General features: G+C 70.0%; 22 protein-coding genes. 8 read left to right on the forward strand and 14 right to left on the reverse strand.

Annotated features, from left to right (window positions below; all coding sequences use genetic code 11):
• Positions 1 to 39: 39 nt before the first annotated feature.
• The 5 genes from M1203_RS07855 to M1203_RS07875 are packed head-to-tail and all read right to left on the reverse strand — an operon-like array spanning position 40 to position 5,654.
• On the reverse strand, positions 40 to 912 hold the full coding sequence (locus M1203_RS07855; RefSeq protein WP_249948798.1) for a sugar phosphate isomerase/epimerase: 873 nt from the start codon (positions 910 to 912) through the stop codon (positions 40 to 42).
• A complete protein-coding gene (locus M1203_RS07860; RefSeq protein WP_249948799.1) occupies positions 909 to 2,150 on the reverse strand; it encodes an ABC transporter substrate-binding protein in 1,242 nt (413 codons plus the stop codon). The genes M1203_RS07855 and M1203_RS07860 overlap by 4 nt, the downstream gene beginning before the upstream one ends.
• A complete protein-coding gene (locus tag M1203_RS07865; RefSeq protein ID WP_249948800.1) occupies positions 2,147 to 3,154 on the reverse strand; it encodes an ABC transporter permease in 1,008 nt (335 codons plus the stop codon). The genes M1203_RS07860 and M1203_RS07865 overlap by 4 nt, the downstream gene beginning before the upstream one ends.
• Positions 3,151 to 4,167 (reverse strand): ABC transporter permease, encoded by a 1,017-nt coding sequence (locus M1203_RS07870; protein ID WP_249948801.1) that lies wholly within the window; start codon positions 4,165 to 4,167, stop codon positions 3,151 to 3,153. The genes M1203_RS07865 and M1203_RS07870 overlap by 4 nt, the downstream gene beginning before the upstream one ends.
• Positions 4,164 to 5,654 (reverse strand): sugar ABC transporter ATP-binding protein, encoded by a 1,491-nt coding sequence (locus tag M1203_RS07875; RefSeq protein ID WP_249948802.1) that lies wholly within the window; start codon positions 5,652 to 5,654, stop codon positions 4,164 to 4,166. Before M1203_RS07875 ends, M1203_RS07870 begins: the two co-directional genes overlap by 4 nt.
• 165 nt (positions 5,655 to 5,819) lie before the next feature.
• On the opposite strand from M1203_RS07875, the gene M1203_RS07880 reads away from it, so the two are divergent.
• Positions 5,820 to 7,019, forward strand: a complete 1,200-nt coding sequence (locus tag M1203_RS07880) for an ROK family transcriptional regulator (RefSeq protein WP_249948803.1) — start codon at positions 5,820 to 5,822, stop codon at positions 7,017 to 7,019.
• Positions 7,020 to 7,124: 105 nt separating this feature from the next.
• Here the strand turns inward: M1203_RS07880 and M1203_RS07885 are convergent, their stop codons facing one another.
• Positions 7,125 to 10,145, reverse strand: coding sequence for a family 16 glycoside hydrolase (locus tag M1203_RS07885; RefSeq protein ID WP_249948804.1), 3,021 nt, complete (start codon positions 10,143 to 10,145; stop codon positions 7,125 to 7,127).
• A gap of 244 nt (positions 10,146 to 10,389) precedes the next feature.
• The gene (locus M1203_RS07890; protein WP_249948805.1) at positions 10,390 to 11,154 is read right to left on the reverse strand and encodes an SDR family NAD(P)-dependent oxidoreductase; all 765 of its coding nucleotides are present in this window, start codon (positions 11,152 to 11,154) and stop codon (positions 10,390 to 10,392) included.
• A 128-nt stretch (positions 11,155 to 11,282) separates the two neighbouring features.
• Here M1203_RS07890 and M1203_RS07895 point away from each other — a divergent pair, with 128 nt between their 5' ends.
• The 6 genes from M1203_RS07895 to M1203_RS38665 all read left to right on the forward strand — a co-directional run bounded on the left by M1203_RS07895 (position 11,283) and on the right by M1203_RS38665 (position 16,450).
• Complete coding sequence (locus M1203_RS07895) at positions 11,283 to 11,798, forward strand: MarR family winged helix-turn-helix transcriptional regulator (RefSeq protein ID WP_249948806.1); 516 nt, start codon at positions 11,283 to 11,285, stop codon at positions 11,796 to 11,798.
• Positions 11,799 to 11,964: 166 nt separating this feature from the next.
• Positions 11,965 to 12,693, forward strand: a complete 729-nt coding sequence (locus M1203_RS07900) for a response regulator transcription factor (RefSeq protein WP_249949073.1) — start codon at positions 11,965 to 11,967, stop codon at positions 12,691 to 12,693.
• A 143-nt stretch (positions 12,694 to 12,836) separates the two neighbouring features.
• Positions 12,837 to 14,078 carry a cytochrome P450 gene (locus tag M1203_RS07905; protein WP_249948807.1) on the forward strand — a complete coding sequence of 414 codons (1,242 nt, stop codon included), beginning with the start codon at positions 12,837 to 12,839 and terminating at the stop codon, positions 14,076 to 14,078.
• A gap of 90 nt (positions 14,079 to 14,168) precedes the next feature.
• Positions 14,169 to 14,366, forward strand: coding sequence for a ferredoxin (locus M1203_RS07910; protein ID WP_249948808.1), 198 nt, complete (start codon positions 14,169 to 14,171; stop codon positions 14,364 to 14,366).
• Between the two features lie 138 nt (positions 14,367 to 14,504).
• Positions 14,505 to 16,331 carry an NAD(P)/FAD-dependent oxidoreductase gene (locus tag M1203_RS07915; protein WP_249948809.1) on the forward strand — a complete coding sequence of 609 codons (1,827 nt, stop codon included), beginning with the start codon at positions 14,505 to 14,507 and terminating at the stop codon, positions 16,329 to 16,331.
• Positions 16,328 to 16,450, forward strand: coding sequence for a hypothetical protein (locus tag M1203_RS38665; RefSeq protein WP_283958315.1), 123 nt, complete (start codon positions 16,328 to 16,330; stop codon positions 16,448 to 16,450). The genes M1203_RS07915 and M1203_RS38665 overlap by 4 nt, the downstream gene beginning before the upstream one ends.
• Positions 16,451 to 16,542: 92 nt before the next feature.
• Here M1203_RS38665 and M1203_RS07920 read toward each other — a convergent pair whose 3' ends face one another.
• The gene (locus M1203_RS07920) at positions 16,543 to 16,833 is read right to left on the reverse strand and encodes a heavy-metal-associated domain-containing protein (RefSeq protein ID WP_249948810.1); all 291 of its coding nucleotides are present in this window, start codon (positions 16,831 to 16,833) and stop codon (positions 16,543 to 16,545) included.
• 222 nt (positions 16,834 to 17,055) lie between these two features.
• Between M1203_RS07920 and M1203_RS07925 the strand changes: the two genes are divergently transcribed.
• Positions 17,056 to 18,042 carry a DUF748 domain-containing protein gene (locus M1203_RS07925; RefSeq protein WP_249948811.1) on the forward strand — a complete coding sequence of 329 codons (987 nt, stop codon included), beginning with the start codon at positions 17,056 to 17,058 and terminating at the stop codon, positions 18,040 to 18,042.
• 128 nt (positions 18,043 to 18,170) lie between these two features.
• Here M1203_RS07925 and M1203_RS07930 read toward each other — a convergent pair whose 3' ends face one another.
• From M1203_RS07930 to M1203_RS07955, 6 genes are all read right to left on the reverse strand, one after another.
• Positions 18,171 to 20,390, reverse strand: a complete 2,220-nt coding sequence (locus M1203_RS07930; protein ID WP_249948812.1) for an NADP-dependent isocitrate dehydrogenase — start codon at positions 20,388 to 20,390, stop codon at positions 18,171 to 18,173.
• A gap of 102 nt (positions 20,391 to 20,492) precedes the next feature.
• Positions 20,493 to 20,879, reverse strand: a complete 387-nt coding sequence (rbsD, locus tag M1203_RS07935; protein ID WP_249948813.1) for a D-ribose pyranase — start codon at positions 20,877 to 20,879, stop codon at positions 20,493 to 20,495.
• Entirely contained in the window at positions 20,876 to 21,856 is a 981-nt protein-coding gene (locus tag M1203_RS07940; protein WP_249948814.1) for a ribokinase, read from the reverse strand. Before M1203_RS07940 ends, rbsD begins: the two co-directional genes overlap by 4 nt.
• Positions 21,857 to 21,917: 61 nt before the next feature.
• A complete protein-coding gene (locus M1203_RS07945; RefSeq protein WP_249948815.1) occupies positions 21,918 to 23,894 on the reverse strand; it encodes a substrate-binding domain-containing protein in 1,977 nt (658 codons plus the stop codon).
• Entirely contained in the window at positions 23,884 to 25,440 is a 1,557-nt protein-coding gene (locus M1203_RS07950) for a sugar ABC transporter ATP-binding protein (protein WP_249948816.1), read from the reverse strand. Before M1203_RS07950 ends, M1203_RS07945 begins: the two co-directional genes overlap by 11 nt.
• The gene (locus M1203_RS07955) at positions 25,437 to 26,561 is read right to left on the reverse strand and encodes a LacI family DNA-binding transcriptional regulator (RefSeq protein ID WP_249948817.1); all 1,125 of its coding nucleotides are present in this window, start codon (positions 26,559 to 26,561) and stop codon (positions 25,437 to 25,439) included. Before M1203_RS07955 ends, M1203_RS07950 begins: the two co-directional genes overlap by 4 nt.
• Positions 26,562 to 26,920 lie beyond the last annotated feature (359 nt).

Consider the following 26,920-nt stretch of genomic DNA (forward strand, 5'->3'; position numbering starts at 1 on the left):
TCCTCTCTGAGGGAGTTCGGTGTGCGGGTGCGGTACCGATCAGGGGGTGTGCGCTGCCAGAGCCCGGCGGAGGAAGGCGAGGCCCTCGGTGGCGATGCCGTCCTGAGTGGCGGCGAGGGGCCGCCAGACGGACGCGGCGACGGCGATCGCGTCGTTGTGCGCGGTGAACGACTCGACGCAGAGGGCGCCCCGATAGCCGCCACCGTCCAGCGCGGTGAGAAACCCGGCCCAGTCGAGATGGTCGGCGCCGGGCGTGCCGCGGTCGTTGGCACACACCTGGACATGGACGATGCGGGAGCCTGCCTCGTGGACCGCGCCCGGCAGTGTGCGCTCCTCGATGTTCTGGTGGTACGTGTCGAGGGCGACCCCGATGACCGAGGAGTCGAGGCCGTCCAGGGCGGTGAGGGTCTGGCCGACGGTGTTGAGCAGAGCGGTCTCGTAACGGTTGAGCGGCTCGACCCCGATCCGTACCCCCGCGGCGCGCGCGTGGTCGGCCACGGGCGCGATGTGCTCCCTGAACTCGGCGTATGCGGCCAACCGTTCGGCGGGGGTCATGCGCCACGTACGTCCGACCGCCGCGTACACCGGGCCTGCCACGACAGGGGCCGACACCGCGTGGGCCGCGTCGACGCACCGCAGCAGATAGTCCTGGGTGGCCCGTACGGTGCCCGGATCGGTCCGTACGAGATTACGGTCCCGCGGCATGACCGCGATCACGGCCGCCGGGGCGAGCCCGGTCGTGTCCAGCAGCTTGGCGGTGGCCGTCGGCTCCCAGTCGTCCGCCCGCTCAAGCGGCAGCTCGACGCAGTCGAAACCCCAGCCGGCCAGCCGTGGCAGAACCTCCGCCAGGGCGCCGCCCCCGACGGGGGAGTGCCAGATCCACGGATTGGCGCCGAGCGGGAAGCGTGTCATCCCTTGCCTCCCCAGTCCTTGGGGAACCCGGGCAGATCGGCGCAGCCGCACATCGCGTAGTGCAGCGGCGGCATGCCCGGCTCAAGATACGAGTCGAGGTTGTCCTCCGTGATGGAGGGCTGCGGGAGCTTCCACTCCTTGGGGACCTGCTGCCCCTGGAGAATCCTCAGAGCCGCGATGACGGGGGTACGCCACTGGAAGGTCGGATACGTGGGGGCGATCGCGGTGAGCTTCTTCTCCTTCCACGCCTGCAGGAAGTCCTGCTGGTCCTCACCGGTGATGGGCGGTACGTCCTGACCGGCGTCCTCGAACGCCTCCACCGCGGCGACGGCCGTCGCGCCGGAGTCCATCCACACGCCGTCGATGGAGCCGTGCCGGGTCAGCGCGTCCGTGACGACCGCCTTCGCCTTGGCCGGGTCGCCGTCGGTGAACTTCACGTCGACGACGTCGAGTTCGCTCTTGTCGAAGGCCACCTTCGCGGCCGACCAGCGAGTCTCCAGCACATCCACACCGGGCGAGATGCGCAGGGCGAGGATCTTGCCCTTGGGCTCGACCTTCTCGACGAGGAAGTCGGCGGCGACCGCTCCGTATCCGTAGCCTCCGACCGGATTGATGAAGGTGACCGCGCAGTCGGTCTCCACACCGCGGTCGAAGACGATGACCGGCACCTTGGCGCAGGCCTGTTCGACGGCCGGTGTGAGTGTGGCGGTGGTGTTCGGGGAGACGATCAGGGCGTCACAGCCCTTGCCGGTCAGCTCCTGGATGTCGGAGATCTGCTTGTCGTCCTTGCCCTGTGCGTCGAGGACGGTGAACTCGGTGATCTCCTTGTGCAGTTCGACCTCCGCCGTCATGTTCTTCAGCCCGACCTGGCGCCAGGGGTTGAAGACACCGGCGTTGGAGAAGCAGAGGTGGAGACCGCCCGCACGCTGCTTCTTGTAGCGCGCGGTGTCGATGAGTTCGGGGCTGAGCATCTGTTCCCACGGCTTGTCCGCCGGGCCCTGGGGCTCTTCCTTCGCCAGGGCCAACTGACGCTCGTAATCGGTCTGTTCGAAGAACTCCGACTGCTCGCCGCTGCCGGAGCCGGCCGCGGAGGCGGAGGCGCTGCCGGGGGCGGCCGGTGAGTCCGGGGGTGTGTCGCTCGTGCAGGAGGCGAGGAGACCCGCCACGAGCAGGGCGGCGGCCGAGGTGAGGGCGCGGTCGCGGAGCGCGTGTGCGCGCGGGGGGCGGATCGCTGTCATGAGGCTTGTCCTCCCGAGGGTTTCGTACGTCGGCGTCGCAGCCGGGACCAGTCGGCGGCTCCCAGACCGACGGCGGCGATGACGATGCATCCTTGAACGGTCGACTCCAGCGCGCCCGAGACGCCCCGGAGGTTGAGCAGGGTGAACAGCGCCTGGAGCGAGAAGGCGCCGGCCATGGCGGCGACGACGGAGCCCCGCCCGCCGCCGAGCACCACACCGCCGAGGACCACGGCCGTGATGGCCTCGAACTCGTAGCCCCTGCCCGCCTGGGCGGAGACCCCCGAGAAGCCGCCGACAAGGACGGCGGCGATGGCCGCGGCGGCCCCGGAGAGGACGAAGGCGATGATCCGGGCGCGGGCGACGCGCACCCCCGCGAGGGCCGCGGCGCGTTCGCTGTCGCCGGTGGCGACGAGCGTACGGCCGAAGTCCGAGCGCATCAGCAGCACCGCGGCGGCGCCGACGACGAGGCAGACGATCACCGCCCAGGGCAGCCAGCCGAACGCGGCGCCGCGCCCGAGCTGACGGAAGGCGGCGGGCAGGGCGCCCTGCGGGGAGCCGCCGGTCCAGAAGAACACCGCCCCTTCGAGGATCAGCATCATGCCGAGGGTGGTGATGAACGACGGCACCCGCAGGGCCGTGGTGATCAGCCCGCTGACGAGTCCGGCCACCCCTCCCGCGACGAGCAGCAAGGCGGTCACGAGCGGCCAGGAGGCGCCGGGGAACGAGCCGTACAGCTCGGCGGCGACCACCACACCGGCGGTGACGATCGCCCCTACGGAGAGGTCGAACTCCCCGCAGACGATGACCAGATACTGTCCGGCCGCGAGGATCACGAGTGGCGCGGCGCGCTTGACGAAGGAGAGGAAGCGATCGGGTTCGTAGAAGCCGGGATCGGTGACGGCCAGCGCGGCGAGCAGCACGGCGAGGAGCACGAAGACGGGGGTGCCGGTGCCCAGTGCCCGTACGACGCGCCTACCGTGGTGGGTGACGGTTGCCGTGGTCATGCGGTCGGCCTTCCCTTCGCGGCACGGCGGGGCCTGGCGTAGACGGCGACGGCCGCGATGATGACGACACCGCGGACCACGTTCTTGAAGAACGGGTCGACCGCCAGCTGGTTGAAGACACTGTCGAGGACGGCGAGGACGAGAACACCGCCGAGGGTCCCCGCCACCCCGCCGCGCCCGCCGGCCAGCGCGGTACCGCCGAGAACCACCGCGGCGATCGACTCCAGGTCGTAGCGGGCCTCCGTACCCGCCCAGGGCGCTCCCGCGCCGAGCCGCGCCGCGAGGAACAGCGCCGCGGCGCCGACGCACAGGGAGCAGATGATGTGCGCGATCACGACGGTACGGCGGGTGCGGACGCCCGAGAGCCTGGCGGCGTGCTCGTCGCCCCCGGTCGCGTACATGTGATGGCCCAGGCGGGTGCGGCGGGTGAGGAACCACACCGCGCCGGCCACCGCCGCGAGGAGGAACACCGATACGGGGACGGGACCGACACGGTCGTAACCGAGATGCTGGAAGGAGGCCGGTACCTTCCCCGCGGGGCCGGTGTAGTTGTCCTCGATCCAGCCGCGCAGGATGAACGCTGTGCCCAGTGTCGCGATGAACGCGTTGACCTTCAGGCCCGTGACGATGAGTCCGTTGGCGAGTCCGACGGCGGCCGACAGCGCGAGGACGGCGATCACGGCCGTCACCACACCGCCGCTCGCCATGGTCTCGGCGGCGACGAGGGTGCCGAGGCTGATGAGATAGGCCACCGACAGATCCAGGGAACCGGTGAGGATGACCACCGACTGACCGACGGCGACGAGGCCGAGCGCGACGCTGTTCTGCAGGATCGCGACCACGTTGGTGGTGGTGAGGAAATCCCCGCCGCGCGCGCTGACGACGATCCAGCCGAGGAGTGTGACGGCCAGCGCCGCGAGCCAGACACCGACGACGGGATCGCCGAGCCGGACTCCGAGGGGGCGGGCACCGGCCCGGGGCGCGGTGAGCGGTCCGCGTTCGGTCGCGGTCACGCGGCCTCCTCCCGTCCGCCCCGGCGCCCGCCGGTGGCGAGCCGCATGATGCTCTCCTCCGTGGCTCCGGCGGGCAGTTCGCCCACGAGACGGCCCTCGGACATCACGAGGAGGCGGTCGCTCATACCGATCAGCTCGGGGAGTTCGGAGGAGATGATCAGTACGGCGAGTCCCTCGCGGGCGAGTTCACGGACCAGGGTGTGGATGGCGGCCTTGGCACCGACATCGACGCCCCGGGTCGGCTCGTCGAACAGCAGCACCTGGGGCCGGGCCGCGAGCCACTTGGCGATGACGACCTTCTGCTGGTTGCCGCCCGAGAGATACAGCGCCTGCTGGTCCTCCCCACGGGCCTGGAGACGTACGCGCTCCAGGAGCGCGGTGATCTCACCGCTCTTCGGCGGCCGACCGCGCGCGGCGACGGCCCGGGTGACGAGCAGCGCGTTGTCCCGTACCGACTGGTGCAGCGCGAGCCCCTCCGTCTTGCGGTCCTCGGTGACCAGCGCGATGCCGGCGCGGATGGCCTGGCGCGGGCGGCGGGGGCGCAGGGGTTCCCCGCCCACGGTCATCACGCCCCTGGTGAAGGGGGCCGCGCCGAACAGGGCACGCGCCAGTGAGGTACGTCCCGATCCCTGGAGGCCGGCGACACCGACGACCTCGCCCGCCCGCAGTGTCAGGTTCATGTCATCAATGCGGTCGTTGCCGCCGCCGGTGACCGTGAGCCGCTCCGCCCCGATCTCCTCCGGGCGGGCACGCGGCGGGTAATAGGCGGTCAGCTCCCGCCCGACCATGCCGCGTACGACCTCGTCGGCGTTGGTCTCGGCGGTGCGCAGTGTGGTGACGCGGCGGCCGTCCTTGAGGACGGTGATGCGCCCCGAGAGGTCGAAGACCTCCGGCAGACGGTGCGAGATATAGAGAATCCCGAGGCCCCGCGCGGCGAGTCCCCGCACGAGCGCCGCCAGGAGTTCGCTCTCGTGGTCCGCGAGGGGCGCGGTGGGTTCGTCCATGACGAGGACCCGGACGTCGGAGGCGAGCGCCTTGGCGATCTCGACGGTCTGCTGGCGCGCGACGGACAGTTCCCGGACGGGGGTGCGCGGGGTGATACCGGTCTCGTCGATCTCGGCGAGGAGCTCAGCCGTACGGCGCTCCATGGCCGTGCGGTCCACGAGTCCGCGGCGGACCGGCTCACGGCCGAGGAAGACGTTCTCGGCGACGGTGCGGTGGGGGAGGAGCGCGAACTCCTGGTGAATGATGCCGATTCCGGCCGCCTGCGCCTGCGCCGGATGGGTGAACGTATGCGCGGTGCCGTCGATGGTGATGGTGCCGGTGTCGGGGATGTGCTCGCCGGCGAGGATCTTCATCAGGGTGGACTTGCCCGCGCCGTTCTCACCCACCAGGGCATGGACTTCGCCCCGTTCGAGGTCGAGCTCCACGTCATGGAGCACACGCACCCCCAGGAAGCTCTTGGACACGCCCTGCATCGTCAGCATCAGCCGGCTCCTCGGTCAGCGGTCTGTTGTGCAGAGTCGTGACTCGCCTTTGACCTGTCAAGGGCTCAAGCCGCTTTGTTTGTCGACGAGTTGACGGGTACTTGTGTCGACGGGCGAACGCCGGATGCCTTGTGAGCAGCGAAAGTCGTCCCTAGGGTGACTGGCATGTCTGCGCCGTCGGATCACAGCGGTTCCGCCACCTACACGCCCGGCGAGGTGCTGGGGCTGATCAGTTCCGGAGCCGTGGCGACGCGCGCGGACATCGCGCGCATCACCGGACTGGCCCGCTCCACGGTCTCCCAACGGGTGGACGCGCTGATCGCGCACGGACTGGTCGACGAGTCCGCCCCCGCGCCCGGTGACTCGACCGGAGGCCGCCCGCCGCGCCGGCTCCAACTGCGCACCGACGGACACCTGGTGGCCGGGGTGGACCTCGGCGCCTCGCACTGCGCGGTGGCCCTGACGGACATCGGTGGGGCGATGCTGGCCACGCACAAGGAGCCGCTGTCGATCGCGGACGGCCCGGAATCGGTACTGCGCAGGGTGGAGCGGGCGCTCCAGGCGCTGCTGAAGGAGACGGAACGGGAACCGCGCACACTGCGCTCGATCGGGGTCGGGGTGCCGGGACCCGTCGAGTTCTCGACCGGCCGTCCCATCGATCCGCCGATCATGCCGGGCTGGCACCAGTATCCGATCCCGGAGTTCTTCGCCTCGCGCTTCGGGGTGCGGGCGCTGGTCGACAACGATGTGAACGTGATGGCACTGGCCGAGCAGCGCCGCGCGTTCCCGGACACCCGCTACCTCCTCTACATCAAGGTCGGTACGGGCATCGGCTGCGGCATCGTGGCCGACGGCCGGCTCCACCGCGGGGCTCAGGGCAGCGCCGGCGACATCGGACACATCCGGGTAGGGGACCAGGGTGAACCATGCCGGTGCGGCAACACCGGGTGTCTGGAGGCGGTGGCGGGCGGGGCGGCACTCGCGGCGAAACTGGCCGGTCTCGGTCTGGACGCGACATCGGGCAGCGATGTGGTGCGGCTGGTGGCCTCCGGCAACCGGGACGCCGTACGGATGGTGCGCGAGGCGGGCCGGGCCGTCGGCGAGGTGCTGTCGGGACTGGTCAACTTCTTCAACCCGGACACGGTCGTGCTCGGCGGCGCCCTGGCCGCCGTACACGACCAACTCCTCGCCGGGGTGCGGGAAGCGGTGTACCGGCGCTCCCATCCGCTGGCGACGCGAGTGCTGCGGATCGAGCCGAGCCGGACGGGCGAGAACGCCGCCGTCATCGGGGCGGGGATCCTCGCGACCGAGCACGCCATGTCGCCCTCGCAGGTGGATCGCCGACTGGCGCGGGCGTTGGCCTGACCGTGGTGACCCCGGCGATCCGCACCTGGCGCCTCCCCCGGTCGTTTCCGGCCGGGGGAGGCGTCGAAGGCCGGTCGGCCCACCGCGTGGAGTACCGCGTGGAGGTCAGCCCAGGGGTTCGATCCACACGTTTCTGAACCGGACCTTGTTGCCGTGGTCCTGGAGCCGGATCGCGCCCGCCGCGGCCGATTCCGCGTCGCCACTGCCGGTCGGGCCGTCCACGGCGACATTGTCGTGGACCTTGGTGCCGTTCCACACCACCGTGATCCTGGCGTCCTCGGTCTTCTTCCCCGCGGCGTCGAACCGGGCCGCGCGGAAGACGATGTCGTACGTCTGCCATGTGTCGGGCGCGGTACTCGCGTTCACGCTCGCGGCCACCTTGTTGTAGATCGCGCCGGCCTCGTTCGCGGCCAGTTTCTCCACACCGAACGAGTCCAGGATCTGGATCTCGTACCGCTCCTGGAGGTAGATACCGCTGTTGCCGCGATCCTGCCCGGTGACGTCCGGCGGCAGCTTCGGCACCCGGAACTCGGCGTGCAGCTTGAAGTCGCCGAAGGACTGCTTGGTGCGGATGTCGCCACAGCACACCTCGACGGAGTTCTCGGCGGTACGCGGCCATTGGACGCCGCGGCCGTCCGTGTGCTGCCAGGCGGTGGAGATGCTGCCGCCGGAGAACAGATCGATACGGCTGCCGGGTCTGCGCACCTCGATCATGTCCAGGTTGACATGGCCGGTGTCCTCGGGCCGGTAGGTGTAGGTGAGGGTGTTACGGCCCTTCTTCAGGGTGAACCGCTCGGTCGAGGAGGACCACCGGTTCCAGGCGCCGGTGGAGGGCAGACTGATCTGCCGTGTCTGCCCGCCGTTGACACCGGCGCCGATCGTCTTCGTGCCGGTGAAGGGGTTGGGGCCATTGGCGTAGCGCAGGCTCACATCGTAGGTGCCCTTCGCGGGAACCTCGATGTCGAAGGTGGCGGTGGCGCCCTGGGTGCCGAAGCCGTCGACGAAGCCGCCGCCCGTGTAGCCGGCGTGCTCGGTGTCGATGTCCGCGCCGCCGGAAAGGCGTGCGGACTCGGCGTCGTACGACGTGACGGGCTCCTCGGGGCCGGGCCGCGCGTTCAGGGTGTACCAGGCCTCGGTGGACCACAGCTGCTCGCCGTCGGCCGAGGCGAACGGGCGCGGTGAGCGCACGTGCACCACCCGGTCGGTCTTGAGCCCGGGGATGGTGAGCCGGACCGTGCGGCGGTCCTCGGAGATCCGGGCGGCCGCGACGGGCAGACGCTCCTCGTCCACCTTGGGGCCGCCGTACGCCGGCGTGGGTACGTAGCGCCACTGCTCCACGGAGTAGCCGGTCGCCAGTTTCGCGGCGGTCTCCTCCGACAGCGGCTTCGTGTAGGTGAGTTCGAAGCCGTCGCGGGTGGCGCGCATGGTCTTGATGTCGAAGGCGTTCGTGCCGTTCGGGGTGAGTTTCTGGAGGCCGAAGCGGAGTTTCCCTTCCTGGCCCCAGTTCCCGTCGGCGCCGAGACCGCCCGCGTAGATCGCACCGTCAGGACCCGTGCTGATCCGGGTGATGCCCGCCTCCAGGCCCTGCGTATGGCGGAACACCGCGCCCTGGTACTCGCCGTCCACCTTCTCCAGATCGGCGCGCTGGAGTCCGCCGTAGGTGACATCGCCGAAGAGCAGCTGACCGGCGAAGGTCCCCTTGTCGATCAGCATCGGTGTGGAGGGCGAGTTGGCTATCTCGTTCTGCGGCAGCCAGAGCACCGGCTTTGTGACCGCGCGGTCGTCGAACGGGCCGTCCGGGTTGGTGTAGTGGTTGAAGAACCGGCCCTGCTTCACATGGACGAGCTTCGAGGCGGGCAGCCAGCCGCCCTGGTTGTCGGTGACGAAGAGATCGCCCTCCGGGCCCCATCCGATCCCGTTCGGGGTACGGAGCCCGCCTGCCAGATAACTGACCTCCCCTGTCGCCTTGTTGACCTTGACGGTGGTGCCGCGGTTCGCGGCCGGCTGCGGATCGGTCGTCGCACCGCCGTAGTTGATGGCGACCGAGAGATTCAGATAGAAGTTTCCGTCCTTGTAGAGCAGGCCGAAGGCGAACTCATGGAAATTGCCGCCGAACGGCCAGGACGCGACCTTGCGGGTCGCGTCGGTGACATCATCACCATTGGTGTCGGACAACTCGGTGAGCTGGTGCTTCTCCGACACATACAGCTTTCCGTCGACGTACTTGATGCCCATCGGCTCTTTCAGCCCGCCGGCGATCTTCTTGTACGTGACCTTCTCCGGGCCGGTGTCCCCCGTGACATGGTCGAGGATGTACGCCTCTCCCACGGTGTTGTTGCTGCCGCCCCAGGTGGTTACGGCGAGCCGGCCGTCCGGCAGCCAGTCCATGGCGGAGACCTGCGGCTCGAAACCGTCCGGGCGCAGGTCGGTGAGGGTGTAGCCGGGATGGACGGACGTCAGCGGAAGGCCGTCGCCGGGGGTGTCGTACGTACCCTCGCACTCCTTGCGCCCGGGGGCGGTGACACGGACCACGCCCGCGTCTGTGCTGAGCACGGAGTTCGGGACGAGGCTGAAGTCGGTGGCGCCCGGCGGCTTCCACTGGAGGGTCACCTGCTGCTCGCCGCCGCGGTCGAAGTGGTCGATGCGGAGCGCGTGATAGCCCGCGGTGAGGGTGATCTCACCGTCCTTGGGTTCGGCGCCGTGCAGCCCGTCGTGATCGATGACCCGCTGGTCGCCGATGAAGAGGCGGGAGCCGTCATCGCTGATCAGACGGAAGGTGTAGGCGCCGTCGGCGGGAACGGAGACATTGCCGATGATCTGCGACACGAAGTTGTCCGTGAAGCCGAAGCCCTCGGTGGAGGACCAGTCGACCGTGGGAATCAGCTTGTCGACATTGGGGGTCTGGGCCGGTTTCAGATCGCAGAGTTTGCTGAGCGGGGACTGGATGTCGAAGACACGGAGGGTGACGCCGGGTTCCTGGGGCGGCAGTTCCGCGGGGGCCCTGGCCTCCGCGCCGACCGCGGGCGCCACCAGACCTCCTGTGATGAGGGCGGCGAGGAGAAGTCCGGTGAGGGTCCGTGGTCTGCGTCGACCGGTGCGGGGGCTCTGGTACTCGTGTGGCTGCACTCGTCCTCCTGCTGGGAAGCTGCGAGCGGGCGGGGGCCGGGGCGGCCCCGCGTCCGCGGAGTGGAGTTCGTACACGTACCGGCGGTGCGGCGGCGGAGAAAGTTACGCCGCGCTTCACGCGGACTTCCGCGCGAGAACGACGCCCAGGGTAGGGACAGCGCCCCACACCGTCCATACTTTGTCCTCAACAAGGAAGAACTGGCCGATAGTTGAGGGCGCGCTCCGCGCCGCGGGAGCCCCGGGTTCAGACGGCTGACCAACCGTTGTCGACCGGCAGAACGGCGCCGTTGATGTTGCCGGCGGCGTCCGACGCGAGGAAGAGGATGGCGGCGGCCTGCTCCGCGGCGTCGGCCACTCTGCCGGCGAGACCGACATGGGAACCGATCACGCTCGGGCCATGTGCCGTCGCCTCGGCGTCGACGCGGATATTGGTCGATGTCGCGCCGGGGGCGATGGCGTTGGCGCGGATTCCGTTGTTCCGGTACATCACGGCGAGGGACTTCGTCAGGCCGACGATGCCGTGCTTGGCGGCGGTGTAGGCGGCGCCTGCCGCGCTGCCGCGCAGACCGGCCTCGGACGCCGTGAAGACGATCGCGCCGCGGCCCCGTGCCAGCATGTGCGGCAGCGCGGCACGGGTCAGCATGAACGGCGCCGTCAGATTGACCCGGATGACGCGCTCCCATTCGGCGTCCTCGGTGTCCGCGAGGGCCGACATACGGTCCATGATGCCCGCGTTGTTCACCAGCACGTCCAGGCCGCCGTACGCGTCCATGGCCGTGGCGATTATCTCGTCCACCACCGGCTGCTCGCTGAGATCACCGACGACCGCGCGGGCGGCGCCTCCCGCTGTCCGCACCGCGTCGACGGTCTCGTGGGCGGTCTCCCGGTTGAGATCCGCGACCAGTACGTTCGCGCCCTCCTCGGCGAATCGCAGCGCCGCGGCCCTGCCGATTCCCGATCCCGCTCCGGTGACAACGACGCCGCGACCCTCGAAACCGGTGCTGCTCATGCGTACTCCTTCCGCCGTGACGGTGGATCACTGATTGGTTGAGCAAGGCAAGCATGTGTGAGTTACTTGAGTCAAGCAAGTGAATGCGTAGTTGCTTGAGTCAGGCAAATAGATGGTAAAGTGTATGGATGTCCAAGTCATCACCAGCGGTTGCCACGGCCGCGGCCTCGGCCGATGTGATCGAGATCGAGCGGGCGCTGAGCCGCGTCGCCTATCTGTCCAGCAGGGTGCGGCAGCACGACCGCCTCATGGTCCAGGCCGGGGTGTCACTGGACCGGGCCGCCGTGGCGCTGATGCGGCAGATCGCCGAAACCGAGCCCCTGCGCCCCGGCGAGCTGGCGACCCGGCTGGCCGTGGAGGCCTCGCATGTCACCCGGCAGGTGCAGCAGTTGGAGAAGTCGGGGTACGTGACCCGCGTCCCGGACCCGGAGGACGGCCGTGCCCAGCGCATCCAGCTGACCCCGGTCGGGCGGGAGGTGATCGACCGTATCCGCGAGGCGAGTCGCCGGGGGATGCAGGCGGCCCTGGCGGACTGGTCGCCCCAGGATCTGCGGCAGCTCGCCGCCCTGTTCCACCGGATGGTCGACGACTTCCTCGGTTATGCCGACGCCGATGCCGGCGGCCCTCCCGAGCGCCCTGCCTGACGCCGCGGCCCACGGTGCCGGGGCGTGTATCGAAAGTGGCGGCGTCCCTGCCGTCCCTGCCGTCCCTGCCGTCCCTGCCGTTCGGACGTGAAACGTGAGCCTTACGCGAAGTGGTCCTTCCATATACGGGATGTGCGGGGTGAGCGAGATGCGGAGCGTGAGCGACATGCCGGGCGTGAGCCAGGTGCGCCGGGGCGTCGGCGAGAGACCGCCGGCGGTTCGTGGGGAAGGGCAGCACGTCCTGGTCATCGTCGGTGACCGGGAGATCTCCGACCTGCTCACGACGACTCTGGAACTTGCGGGTTATCGGGTCGCGACGGCGCGTACCGGCGCCGAGGGCATGGAGCGGGTCGCGGGACACCGGTTCGATCTGCTGGTCCTCGATACGACGCTGCCCGACCTGAAGGCCCTCGCCCGCGGGCGCCGGCGCGTCGCCGACCGCCCGCCGGTGCTCTTCCTGGCCATGTGCGAGTACCTGGACAGCCTCCTTCCCGAACTGGGGCCGGGCCGGGAGGACTACGTCACCATGCCGTTCCGGATCGCCGAAGTCCTCGCCAGGGCACAGGTGTTACTGCGCGGCCGTGGCCGGGGACGAGGTCCCGCGCGGCGGGGGCCGTGCTACGGCGACCTCGTCCTGAACGACGCCACCTGCCAGGCATGGCGCGGGCCGCGGGCGCTCGACCTCACCCCCGCCGAGTACCGGCTGCTGCGTCATCTGCTGGTCAACGCCGACCAGGTGCTGACGAAGGAACAGATCTGCCGCCATGTCTGGGGCGACGGCCGCGCCGACAACGCCATCGAGAAGCTCATCTCCCGCCTCCGGCAGAAGGTCGACCAGGAGGAGCCCCCACTGATCCATACCCGCAGGGGATTCGGCTATCTGCTGGGCCGCTGACCCGCGTGTGATCGTCCTCACGTCAGCTTGCCGTCAGGCAATTGACCGGAAGGCGTCAGTGCACTCCGGTTGCATGTGTCCATCAAGGCGTCCCGCCACCTTCCCCGTTCTCCGTTCCGGCGGAGCCCCCACCGAGGAGAGACATGGCCGACACACTGACAGACACCGACGACGACAGGGAGCGGGGCATTCCGGAGTTTCCGATGCCCAGGGCGGCCGGCTGCCCGTTCGCCCCGCCCCCCGGCCTCGCGGAACTTCGGGACGAGACGCCGATCACCAAGGTCCGGATCTGGGACGGCAGTACGCCCTGGCTCATCACCGGACATGCCCACCAGCGCGCCATCCTCACCGATCCCCGCCTCAGCAACGACGACACCTTCGGCGCCTTCCCGCATGTGACCGCGTATCGGGCGGACATCGCGAAGGTCACCCCGAGGCTCATCACCAACACGGACGCCCCCGAGCACACCCGGCTGCGCCGGATGGTCAACGGCCCGCTCCTCCTCAAGCGGGTGGAGGCCCTGCGGCCCGCCATTCAGAAGATCGTCGACGATCTGATCGATGACATCCTGGCCGGACCGAAGCCCGCCGACCTCCTGACCGCGCTCGCGCTGCCCGTGCCGTCGCTGGTGATCAGCGAGCTGCTCGGAGTGCGGTACGAGGACCACGAGTTCTTCCAGCGCAACAGCAGCGTCGCACTCGACCGCGACGTGCCGCCGGAAGAGGCCCGTGCGGCGAGCGGCGCGCTCTCCGGCTATCTGGACGAGCTGCTCACCGAGAAGCTCGCCGCTCCCGGCGAGGACGCGATGTCGGAGATGGCCGCCCGGGTCACGGCCGGCGAGATGACGCGGAGCGAAGCGGTCCACATGGGCGTCGCGATGCTCATCGCGGGACACGAGACGACCGCGACCATGATCAGCCTCGGGACCCTCGCCCTGCTGGAGAACCCCGGGCAGCTCGCCCTGTTGCGCGACACGGAGGACCCGAAGGTCGTCGCGGGCGCGGTGGAGGAACTGCTGCGCTATCTCTCCATCGTCCACTCCGGTCTGCGCCGGGTCGCCCGCGAGGACATCGAGATCGGTGGCCAGGTCATCCGCGCGGGGGAGGGGGTCGTGGTGGAGATCTCCGCCGCGAACTGGGACTCGGACGCCTTCCCCGAGGCCGAGCGGCTGGACCTCACCCGCAAGGCCCGTCAGCACAACGCCTTCGGCTTCGGCCCCCACCAATGCCTGGGCCAGTCGCTCGCCCGGGTCGAACTCCAGGTCGTCTACGGCACGCTCTACCGGCGCGTTCCCACCCTGCGCCTGGCCACCTCGTTCGACCGGATCGAGTTCGAGGAGAGCGGGACCACCTACGGCGTGCGCTCACTGCCCGTCACCTGGTGAGCCACGCACTACCGCGACACCGCAACAACGCGACACGGCTATAACGCGACACCGCAACAACGCGACGACGTGGAGAACGAGGAATCGACCATGCGTGTGGAAGTGGACGAACCGAAGTGTGTTTCGGCGGGCCTGTGTGTCATGAGCGCCCCCGAGGTGTTCGACCAGAGGGACGACGACGGCGTGGTGATCCTGCTGGCGAGCGACCCCGATGCCGACACCCATGAGGGGGTGCGCGAGGCCGCCGGACTGTGCCCGGCGGCGGCGATCCGGCTGGTGGAGACGTGAGGACGGGACGGCCTGACACCGCCACCCGCGACCGCACGGCCGACACGACAACACACCCGACACACCAACACGGCCGACATGGCAACACGGCCCACACCACAGCACAGCAGCGCTCCAGGAACTCCTGAGAGGACACGTATGCCCACCCCCCACGCGCCATCCGAAGACCCCCAGCCGGCCCCGGGGGCGCTCGGATTCGACCCGGACGCCCTGCGCGCCCGTTACCGAGCCGAGCGCGACCGCCGGATCCGCCCCGACGGCAGCAGGCAATACCTGAGCACCACGGGGGAGTTCGGCTACTACGTGGACGATCCGTACGTGGAGCCGACGCCCGACCGGGAGCCCCTGGACGACCGGGTCGAGGTCGTGATCATCGGCGGCGGGTTCGGTGGTCTGGTCGCCGGCGCCCGGCTGCGCCAGGCGGGCGTGCGGGACATCCGGGTGATCGAGAAGGCCGGGGACTTCGGTGGAACGTGGTACTGGAACCGGTATCCGGGGATCCACTGCGACATCGAGTCGTACATCTATATGCCGCTGCTCGAAGAGGTCGGCCATGTGCCGAAGTGGAAGTACGCGCCGGGGGAGGAGATCAGGCAGCACGCGCGGGCGATCGGGCGGCGGTTCGAGCTGTACCGTGATGTCTGCTTCCAGACCGAGGTGACCGAACTCCGCTGGGACGAGGACGAGTTCGAGTGGATCATCCGTACCGATCGCGGCGATCGTATGCGGGCGCGCTATGTGGTGGTCTCCAGTGGGCCGTTCAGCCGGCCGAAGCTTCCCGGCATCCCGGGCATCGAGACCTTCCGGGGGCATACGTTCCATACGAGCCGCTGGGACTACGCGTACACGGGTGGTGACGCGGACGGCGCTCTGCACAAGCTCGCCGACAAGAAGGTCGCGGTCATCGGCACGGGCGCGACCGCCATCCAGTGCGTGCCGCACCTGGGGCGTGACGCCGAGCATCTCTATGTGTTCCAGCGCACGCCGTCCTCGGTCGACGTACGTGACAACCGCCCCACGGACCCCGAATGGGCCCGGACGCTGACCCCCGGCTGGCAGCGGCGCCGCCAGGAGAACTTCCTGACACAGGTCGCCGGTGGCGGAGCGGACGAGGACCTGGTGTCCGACGGCTGGACCACCAGCGCCCGGCTGCTCCAGAGCCTCTTGCCGGGCGCGAGCGGCGGCGGTGACCAGGTCTCCCCCGAACAGCGCGGCCTCATGGCCGAATTGGCCGACTTCAAGAAGATGAACGAGATACGCGCCCGGGTGGACGCCGTCATCGAGAACCACACGACGGCGGAGGCGCTCAAGCCCTGGTACCGCTATATGTGCAAGCGCCCCACGTTCAGCGACACCTATCTGTCCACGTTCAACCGGACCAATGTCACGCTGGTCGACACGGCGGGGCGCGGCGTCGAGCGCATCACCGAGAGCGGTCTTGTGGTCGGCGGCGTCGAGTACGAGGTCGACTGCGTCATCTTCGCGACCGGTTTCGACATCGGCGGCCCGCCGGCCGAGCGGGCCGGACTCGACGTACACGGCCGGGACGGTGTCACCCTGGCCGAGTCCTGGAAGGACGGGCCGAGGACACTCCACGGCTTCTACAGCCATGGCTTCCCCAACTTCTTCCACCTCGGGTCCCTGCAGAACGCGGTCTCCGTGAACTTCGTCCATGTCCTCGACGAGCAGGCGATCCATATCGCCGAGGTCGTCGCCGAGGCGGACAAGCGGCAGGCGCGGTACATCGAACCGACCGCCGAGGCGGAGGCCGCCTGGGTCGCCACGATCCGGGCGAGGGCGGTGGACTCGCACGCGCTGCTCGCCGAGTGCACCCCGGGCTACTACAACAACGAGGGCATGCCGAGCAAGCAGAGCCAGTCGTACGGCGGCGGGCCGATCGAGTTCTACGAGCTGATCGAACGCTGGCGCACGGACGGCGACATGGGCGAGGTGATCATCCAGTGACCAGCACCTTCGGCGGAGAGGGAGCGATGAGCGAGCCCACCGGCATCGCGGTCGCACCGGACGGCTCACTCTTCCTCTCTGCCAACGGTGAGGGGAGCGTGCTGCGGCTCTCCCGTTGACGCCCCTGCCCCGTTGATTCCTTCACACTGCTTGAATCCTGCACACTGCCGGGCCCGTACGCGTACGGGCCCGGCAGTGTGTTTCGGAAAGATCAGCCGGCCCGGCCGGTGACCTCGTATCCGGCGTCGTCGACCACCTTCGCGATCGCGGCGTCGTCGGGCTCGCCGCCGGTGGTGACGCTGACGCGGCCGGTGGTGATGTCCACGTCGACGCTCAGGACGTCGTCCAGCTCCCCGATGACCTTGGTGAGCGTGGACTCGCAGTGGCCACAGCTCAGGCCGGCGACCGCGTAGACGGTCGTGCGGCTGTCGGCGACAACGGCCGTCCGGCCCTGCGCCGTGCTCGTCGAGCAACTGCCGTCAGGCGTACAGCAGTCGGACATGGTTCCTCCCGGAGGACAGATCGTTCAGATACCCGTTCGGATACCCTGGCGGGGTATCCAGGTTGACCCGATCATATATACCCCCACCCCGTATCCATGGCAAGGGGTGATCTGGGACTTGCATGTACCCCCAGGGGGTATACGCTGAAGGTGGCAGGTCAGTCGGACCCGCACGGGATCATCGTCGAACGATCAAGCGTCGAACGAACAGAGGAGAGCTCCATGAACACCGCGTTGAGGATCGCCACCTACACCGCCGCGCTCGCCGCGACCTTCGGTGCGGCCTACGGGGTCGGGAGCGTGGTCACGCCCGTTTCGACGGATCCGGAGTCCACGGCGCCGCCGCACACCGAACACGCGGGCGCGTCGGACGGGGGAGGCGAGGCGCCGGGGAGTGGTCATGACGTGCCGGCGGGCGGATTGCAGGTCTCGGAGGGCGGCTACACCCTCGACCTCGGCACGCCCCGCGTCCCCGCCGCCCGCACCACCGAACTGCGCTTCGTCATACGCGACAGCGCCGGCCGCCAGGTCACCGCCTTCCAGCGCGAGCACGACAAGGAACTCCATCTGATCCTCGCCTCCCAGGACCTGACCACCTACCGGCACCTGCATCCCACCCGGGCGGCCGACGGCACCTGGAGCACGCCCGCGAACCTCCCCGTCGCCGGTGGCTACCGCCTCTTCGCGGACTTCACCCCCGCCGCCGAGGGGGCGAAAAACCTCACGCTCGGCGCCGATCTCGCGGTCGCGGGCGACTACCGGCCCGCCCCCCTCCCCGCCCCTTCCGCCACCGCCACCGTCGACGGCTACACCGTCACACTCACCGGTCCCCTGCGCCCGGGGACGGCCGGCGAACTGAACCTGAGGGTCAGCAAGGCGGGCCGGCCGGTCACCGATCTCGACCCCTATCTCGGCGCCTACGGCCACCTGGTCGCCCTGCGCTCCGGAGACCTCGCCTATCTGCATGTCCACCCCAACGGCGAGCCCGGCGACGGCGAGACCGAACCCGGCCCCGACGTGTCCTTCACCGCCACCGCCCCCAGCGCCGGCACCTACCGTCTCTTCCTGGACTTCAAGCACAACGGAACCGTCCGCACGGCCGCCTTCACCGTCACCGCCGCAACGGCCCCCGGCAGCGGGAACCCCGAGGGCGCCGAGCCGGCCTCCTCGCCGGGCGAGGGAGCGGCCGACGGTGGTCACGGACACTGAGGACGGGCGCCCCGGCTCACCGGGCTCGCCACGGTGCGCTTCGCCGAACGGCGGAGAACATGGAACCGCCCCGGCCGACGAGCTGTCGGACGGGGCGGAACCAGTGGGCACCCAAGGGCGCCGTCGTGTCAGCCGAGGAGCGCGAGGGCCCGGGTGAACGTGGCCGACGGACGCATGACGGCCGCGGCCTTCGCCGGGTCGGGCTGGTAGTAGCCGCCGATGTCCGCGGGCTTGCCCTGTACGGCGATCAGCTCGTCGACGATGGTGCTCTCCTGCTCGGCCAGCGTCTTGGCGAGGGGCGCGAACGCCTCGGCGAGCCGGCCGTCGTCGGTCTGCTTCGCCAGCTCCTGCGCCCAGTAGAGCGCCAGATAGAAGTGGCTGCCGCGGTTGTCGATGCCACCGAGGCGGCGGCTGGGCGACTTGTCCTCGTTCAGGAAGGTGGCCGTGGCGCGGTCGAGGGTGTCCGCGAGCACCTGGGCGCGCGCGTTGCCCGTCGTCTGCGCGAGGTGCTCGAAGCTGACCGCGAGCGCGAGGAACTCGCCCAGGCTGTCCCAGCGCAGGTAGTCCTCCTTGACGAGCTGCTGGACATGCTTGGGCGCCGAGCCGCCGGCACCGGTCTCGAACAGCCCACCGCCGTTCATGAGCGGGACGACGGAGAGCATCTTCGCGCTCGTGCCGAGTTCGAGGATGGGGAACAGGTCGGTGAGGTAGTCGCGCAGCACATTGCCGGTGACCGAGATCGTGTCCTCGCCCCGGCGGATGCGCTCCAGCGAGAACGCGGTCGCCTCGACCGGCGACATGATCTCGATGCGCAGGCCCTCGGTGTCGTGCTCCGCGAGGTAGGTCCTGACCTTCGCGATGAGGTTCGCGTCGTGCGCGCGGCTCTCGTCGAGCCAGAAGACCGCCGGGACGCCGGTCGCGCGGGCGCGGGTGACGGCGAGCTTGACCCAGTCCCGGATCGGCAGGTCCTTGGCCTGGCACATGCGCCAGATGTCGCCCGCGCTCACCACGTGCTCCAGTACGACAGCGCCTGAGCCGTCGAGGACCCGCACCGTGCCGGTGGTGGGGATCTCGAAGGTCTTGTCGTGGCTGCCGTACTCCTCGGCCTTCTGCGCCATCAGACCGACGTTGGACACCGAGCCCATCGTCGACGGGTCGTACGCGCCGTGCGCGCGGCAGTCGTCGACGACGACCTGGTAGATCCCGGCGTAGCTGCTGTCGGGAATGACCGCGAGGGTGTCGGCCTCCTGGCCGTCAGGACCCCACATATGACCGGAGGTGCGGATCATCGCGGGCATGGAGGCGTCGACGATGACATCGCTCGGTACGTGCAGATTCGTGATGCCGCGGTCGGAGTCGACCATCGCGAGCGCCGGGCCGTCGGCGAGCTCGGCCTCGAAGGACGCCTTGATCGCCGCACCGTCGGACAGGGAGTCGAGACCGCCCAGGATCCCGCCGAGGCCGTCGTTGGGCGTCAGACCCGCCGCGGCGAACACCTCGCCGTACTCGGCGAACGTCTTCGGGAAGAACGCCCGGACGACATGGCCGAAGATGATCGGGTCGGAGACCTTCATCATCGTGGCCTTCAGATGCACCGAGAACAGCACGTCCTCGGCCTTGGCACGGGCGATCTGGGCCCCGAGGAACTCGCGCAGCGCCGCCACCCGCATCACGGACGCGTCCACGACCTCGCCCGCGAGCACGGGCACCGACTCGCGCAGGACCGTGGTGCTGCCGTCGTCACCCGCCAGCTCGATACGGAGCGAGCCGGGCTCGGCGATGACCACGGACTTCTCGCTGGAGCGGAAGTCATCGGCGTCCATGTGCGCGACGTTCGTCTTCGAGTCGGCCGTCCACGCGCCCATACGGTGCGGGTGCGCCTTGGCGTAGTTCTTGACCGAGGCGGGGGCGCGGCGGTCGGAGTTGCCCTCGCGCAGGACCGGGTTGACGGCGCTGCCCTTGACCTTGTCGTAGCGCGCGCGGATGTCGCGGTCCTCGTCGGTCTTCGGGTCGTCCGGGTAGTCCGGCAGCGCGTAGCCCTGCTGCTGAAGCTCGGCGATCGCGGCCTTCAGCTGCGGGATCGAGGCCGAGATGTTCGGCAGCTTGATGATGTTCGCACCGGGCGTCTTGGCCAGCTCACCCAGCTCGGCGAGCGCGTCATCGATCCGCTGGCCCTCCTCAAGACGCTCGGGGAAGCCCGCGATGATCCGTCCCGCCAGAGAGATGTCACGGCTCTCCACGGTGACCCCGGCCGTCGAGGCATACGCCTCGACCACAGGCAAGAAGGAATACGTCGCCAAGGCCGGGGCCTCGTCGGTGTGTGTGTAGATGATGGTCGAGTCAGTCACCGGGTGCTCCGCTCCACGTCTGCAACATTGCTCGACATCAAGATATCTCCTGACCGGTCCCTGTCGAGACGGGACCCCGGCATCGAAGCCATGCGACGCGGCTCAGAAGAAAACCCCGCAGCGCAACAGCACATTCGCGTACGGCCGCGCCTCCCCGGTGCGTACGATCAGACGCGCGCCCGCCGACAGCTGCTTCAGCTCCGTGTGCGGGACGAACGCGAGACCGGGCAGCTCCGCCAGCAGCCGGGCCGCCTCCGGATTCGCCTCCCGGACCTCGTATGCCGCCGTCGCGCCCGCCACGACCAGCTCGGCCAGCAGACCGTCGAGCACCTCCGCGAACCGCGGCACCCCGGCCCGGAACGCCAGATCCACCACCCGAGGGCCCGCGGGCAGGGGCATCCCCACGTCGCAGACCAGGACACCGTCCCCGTGACCCAGCTCCGCCAGAGCGCCCGCGAGATGGCGATTGAGGATCCCGGACTTCTTCACCCGGACACTCCCCGCCCCGGCGTGGCTACGGACCGTTCGGAGCGCGCCGGTGGTTCCGGGGCCGCGGCGGTGAGCGACGCCACCTCCACCGCCGTGGGGAACGACACCTGCGCCCCCTCCTTGGTCACCGCCGCCGCACCCACCCGCACCGCGTAGGCGGCGGCCCCGGCCAGGCTCTCCCCGGCGCCCAGCCGCCAGGCCAGCGCGGCGGTGAACGCGTCACCTGCCCCCGTCGTGTCCACGGCGCGCACGCGTACGGAGGGCACGAGCGTCGTCGTACGGCCGTCCGCCACCAGCGCGCCCCGCGCGCCCAGCGTGATCACCACCGAGCGTGGCCCCAGCGCGAGCAGCGCCTTCGCCCACTCCGCCGGATCGTCATCGCCGTCACCGACCGACGCGCCGAGCACCACGCGTGCCTCGTGCTCGTTCACGATCAAGGGGTCGCAGGCCGCCAGGATTCCGGCCGGCAGGGGCACCGGGGGAGAGGGGTTCAGTACGAATCTGCTGCCCGGCGCCATACCCGCCACCACCTCCCCGACCGTCTCCAGCGGGATCTCCAGCTGCGCGGAGACCACGCGCGACGCCCGCAGCAGCTCCGACGCGTCCCGGATGTCCGCCGGGGACAGCCGGGCGTTGGCGCCCGGCGACACCACGATGCTGTTGTCCCCGGACGGATCGACCGTGATCAGCGCGACCCCGGTGGGCGCGCCCCCGGACAGCACCCCGGTCGTGTCGACCCCCGCCGAGCGCTGCGAGTCGAGCAGCAGCCGACCGTGCGCGTCGTCGCCGACCCGGGCCAGCAGCGCCGTACGGGCACCGAGGCGGGCGGCGGCGACCGCCTGGTTCGCGCCCTTGCCGCCCGGATGGACCGACAGATCCGAGCCGAGCACCGTCTCACCGGGACCGGGGCGCCGCTCGACACCGATCACCAGATCGGCGTTGGCCGACCCCACGACCAGCAGGTCGTAGTCGTTCATCACAGTCCTTCCGTCGCTTTACCTGTCGCGTTCCCTGTCGCGGTCGAGGGGCCGCCGGGTGTCAGGAGAAGTCGGCGACATTCTTCGCCGTGACCACCTTGACCGGCACCTTCACCGTCGAGGCGATCCCGTCGCCCTGCGCGGCCTTGATGGCGTTGAGCACGGCGAGCCTGCCCAGTTCGGCCGGCTGCTGGGCCACCGAGGCGTAGAGCGTGCCCGCCTCGACCGCCTTCAGACCGTCGGGTGTGCCGTCGAAACCGACGACCGGGATCGACGCACCCGCCTTGGAACCGAGTGCCTTGATCGCCCCGAGAGCCATCTCGTCGTTCTCGGCGAAGACCCCGTTCACCCCGCTGTGCGCCTGGAGCATATTGGTCATCACATCGAGCCCCTTGGTGCGGTCGAAGTCGGCGGGCTGCCGCGCGACGACCGTGATGCCGGGGTACGCCTTGATGCCCTCGGCGAAGCCCTGGCCGCGCTCACGGCTGGCCGAGGTGCCCGCCGTGCCCTGGAGGATCACGATCTGTCCCTTGCCGCCCAGCTTCTCGGCCAGCGTCCTGGCCGCCTGCCGGCCGCCCGCGACATTGTCGGAGGCGACCAGTGTGGCGATGTCCGCCTTGTTGACCCCGCGGTCGGCGGCGATCACCGGGATGCCGGCCTTGTTGGCGGCCCGTACGGACGGACCCGCCGCGTCCGAGTCGACCGGGTTGACGATCACCGACGACATGGCCCCGCTGGTGAAGTTCTGAATCTGGTTGGCCTGTTGGGAGGCGTCGTTCTGCGCGTCGGTGACGGTGAGATCGACGCCCTTGGCCTTCGCCTCGGCCTCCGCGCCCGCCTTCAGCTGGACGAAGAAGGGGTTGTTGAGGGTCGAGAGGGACAGCCCCAGCTTGGTCCCGCCGCCGGAGGAGCCGTTGTTCCAGAAGGAGACACCGCCGATGACGGCGGCCACCAGCACCGCCGCGACCGTGTACGTCACCGCTCTCGCGCCCTTGCGGCCAGGCCCGCCCGCGCCCCCCGGACCGGACGCGCCGGAGGCCGTGGCCGACGCCCCCGCGCGGGAGCGCACCGTGTCGAGCAGCACCGCGAGCGCGATGACGACACCGATGACGACCTGCTGCCAGAACGCCGAGACCGACAGCAGGTTGAGACCGTTGCGCAGCACCGCCAGGATCAGCGCGCCGATGAGCGTGCCCGACGCCTTGCCGACACCGCCCGCCAGGCTGGCGCCACCGATGACGACCGCGGCGATGGCGTCGAGTTCGTACCCCTGCGCGGCCTGCGGCTGCGCCGAGGAGAGCCGGGAGGCCAGGACGATACCGGCGACCGCGGCGAACAGCCCCGACAGCGCGTAGACGGCGACCTTCTGCCGCTTGACACGGAGCCCGGACAGCCGCGCCGCCTCCTCGTTGCCGCCGATCGCGTACATCGAGCGGCCCAGGTACGTACGGCTCAGGATCAGGGCCGTGATCAGTCCCATCGCCACCATCACGAGGACGGGCACCGGCAGCCAGCCGCCGAGCGTGTCCCCGATCCGCGAGACGGAGCCGGGGAAGGCGATCGGGCTGCCCTGTGAGATCACCAGGGACAGCCCCCGGCCCACCGAGAGCATCGCCAACGTGGCGATGAACGGCGGCAGTTTGCCGTACGAGACGAGCGCGCCGTTGACGAGCCCGCACGCGATGCCGGTGCCCACGGCGAGCACGACGGCCAGCCACACCGGCACCCCCTCCGACGTCGCCGACCAGGCCAGGACGGTCGCCGAGAGCGCCGCCACCGAGCCGACCGAGAGATCGATGCCCGCGGTGACGATGACGAACGTGACACCGAACGCGAGGATCGCGGTCACGGCCGCCTGCACCCCGACGTTGAGCAGGTTCTGAGTGGTCAGGAAGTCGCCCGACAGCAGCGACATCGCCACCACCAGAACGACCAGGGCGCTCAGCGCGCCATTGTCGAGCAGCAGCCGGCGGACCGACCGGGCGCTCGCGCCACCGCCACCGCCGTCCGTCCTGTTCTTGAGCGTGTCAGTGGCCACGGGAGCCCTCCACCCCTTCTTCCTCGTCGTCCTCGCCGATCGCCGGTCCGGTCGGTCGCGCGGCGCCGACGGCCAGCGCCATCACCGCGTCCTGTGTCGCTTCGTCCGCCGTGAGTTCACCGGCGATCCGGCCCTCGGCCATCACCAGCACCCGGTCGCTCATCCCCAGCACCTCGGGCAGATCGCTGGAGACCATCAGCACGGCGTGACCGGCGGCCGTGAGTTCGTTGATGAGTTCGTAGATCTCGACCTTCGCGCCGACGTCGATACCGCGCGTCGGCTCGTCGAGGATCAACACCTTGACCTCGGCCAGCAGCCATTTGCCGATGACGACCTTCTGCTGATTGCCGCCGGACAGGGTGCGCACCCGCTGGTCGAGCCCCGCCATCCGGACGCCGAGCTGTCCGGCGATCCGGGCGGCGGCGGTGTGCTGCGACGCGCGGTCCACCAGTCCGGCGCGGGTCGCCGAACGCAGGGTGACCAGACCGAGGTTCTCCTCGACGGACGCGTCGAGCAGCAGGCCCTGGCCCTTGCGGTCCTCCGGCACCAGCCCGATCCCGGCGGCCATCGCCGCGCTGACGTCATGGCGCGGCAGCGCGGCGCCCGCCACCCGTACCGAGCCCGTGTCGTAGTGGTCCGCGCCGAAGACCGCTCGTACGACCTCCGTACGGCCGGCGCCCACCAGCCCGGCGATACCGACGACTTCACCGGCGCGCACCTCGAAGCCCACGTCGCGGAAGGCGCCTTCCCTGGTCAGTCCGGTGACGGACAGCAGGGCCGTGCCGGTCTCCGCGGCCCGGCGCGGATACTGCTGGTCGATGTCGCGGCCCACCATGAGGCGTACGAGCTCGTCCTTGGGGGTCGACGCGGGCACCTGCCCGACGCTGCGGCCGTCGCGCAGGACGGTGACCCGGTCGCCGAGCGCCGCGATCTCCTCCAGATGGTGGGTGATGAAGACGATGCCCACGCCGTCCTCGCGCAGCGCGCGCACGATCCGGAAGAGCTTGTCGACCTCCTCGGACGTCAGCACGGCCGTCGGCTCGTCCATGATCAGCACCCGGGCGTCCAGGCTGAGCGCCTTGGCGATCTCGACCATCTGGAGCCGGGCGATGCCCAGTTCACGCACCTTGGTGTCCGGCGGGGTGGTGACTCCCACGCGCCGGAGCAGCTCGGCCGCGTCGGACTCCATCCTCTTGCGGTCGATCAGGCCGAAGCGGCGCGGCTGGCGGCCGAGGAAGATGTTCTCGGCCACCGTCAGATCGGGGACCAGGTTGAACTCCTGGTAGATGGTGGCGATTCCCAGTCGTTCGGCGTCCTGCGCGCCATGGATACGGACCTCCTGTCCGCCGACGAGCACGCGCCCGGCGTCCGGACGGTAGGCACCGGAGAGCATCTTGATCAGGGTGCTCTTGCCGGCGCCGTTCTCGCCGAGCAGGACATGCACTTCGCCGCGGCGCAGATCGAAGTCGACGCTGTCGAGCGCGACCACGCCGGGAAAGGTCTTGCGTATCCCTTCGACACGCAGCAACTCGTCCGGGTGACTCACGGGTCGCTCCTTCGCGTTCGTACTGACGGGTTCGGTGCCGACGGGCCCGGTGCCGACGGCCCGCGTTCCGCTGGTGCGCGTTCCGACGGTGCGCGTTCCGAGGAGTCCGGCCGCCGGGGGGCCGGTGGGGAGAGCGCGCCGCAGGAGCGGCGTACGACCAGCCGGGCCGGGAGGGTGACGGACGGCGGGACCCGGCCCGCGATGCGCTCGGCCAGCGCCCGCACGGCGGCCCGGCCGATCTCGTCCGTCGGCTGCGCGATGGCCGTGATCGGCGGATCCGTGTGCACGAACCACGGGATGTCGTCGAACGCCGTGAGCGCGATGTCGTCCGGCACGTTCAGACCCCGGGCGCGGATCGCGTCGAGGGCGCCGAGGGCCATCAGATTGTCCGCCGCGAACACGGCGTCGGGAGGCTCCGGCAGATCGAGGAAGCGCTCGGCGGCCCGGCGGCCGCTCTCGGCCTGGAAGTCGCCCTGGCCGATATAGGCGTCGGGCAGCGCGACTCCGTGCTCGGCCAGCGCGGTACGGAAGGCGTCGACGCGTTCGCTGCCGGTGGTGGTGGTCGCGGGGCCCGCGATGATCGCGAGCCTGCGATGGCCGATCCGCAGCAGATGGGCGACCAGATCGCGTACGGCGGCGCGGCCGTCGGACCGTACGACGGGCACCTCGACGCCCGGGATCCACCGGTCCACGAAGACGAGCGGGGTCGCCGCACGCACCGCGTCCAGTATCAGCGGTGAACCGCGGTCGGTGGGCGACACCAGCAGCCCGTCGATCCGGCGGTCGAGCAGCGTACGGACGTGGTGGTCCTGCAACTCGGGCCGCTCGTCGGCGTTTCCGATGATCACGCTGTAGCCGAGCGTCCGCGCCTCCTCCTCGACCGCGCGGGCCAGCGAGGTGAAGTACGGATTGAGGACATCGCTGATGACCAGGCCGAGCGTGCGGGTCTGATCGGTGCGCAGGGACCGGGCCACGGCGTTGGGCCGGTAGCCCAGCGCGCTGACCGCGGCGAGCACCCGGGCGCGGGACGCGGGGCTGACCGACGGATGGTCGTTGAGTACCCGCGACACCGTGGCGACGGACACGCCCGCCTCGGCCGCGACATCCTTGATGCCCGCCATCGTCGGCCCACCTCCTCGTGGAATCGATTACACGGAGGATTGGAATCGATTACACGAACAGAAGGCAAGACCTTGGGGGTGCCCCGAGACCGGATCGTAATGATCACCGCGACGAGCCCCGTGCGATGCCCCGCCGTCCGGTGCCCCCTGACGGGTCGCCGGACCCCGGCGAGCCGCGTACGGTCGGCCGCCCCCGTCGTCCGGCGGGTGCTTCGCGGCATGGGGGCTTTTTCCGGACGCGTTATGCGGGCCGAAAGGTTGAGCGGGGAATGGCGCGTGGCCGATAGTGCCGGTAATTCGACTTCTTCACGTTGTCACGGGTGCACGCACTACATTCTTGGGTGAGGTGGCTGTACCTT

The sequence above is a fragment of the Streptomyces sp. 35G-GA-8 genome, from assembly GCF_023534745.1.
GTDB lineage: Bacteria > Actinomycetota > Actinomycetes > Streptomycetales > Streptomycetaceae > Streptomyces.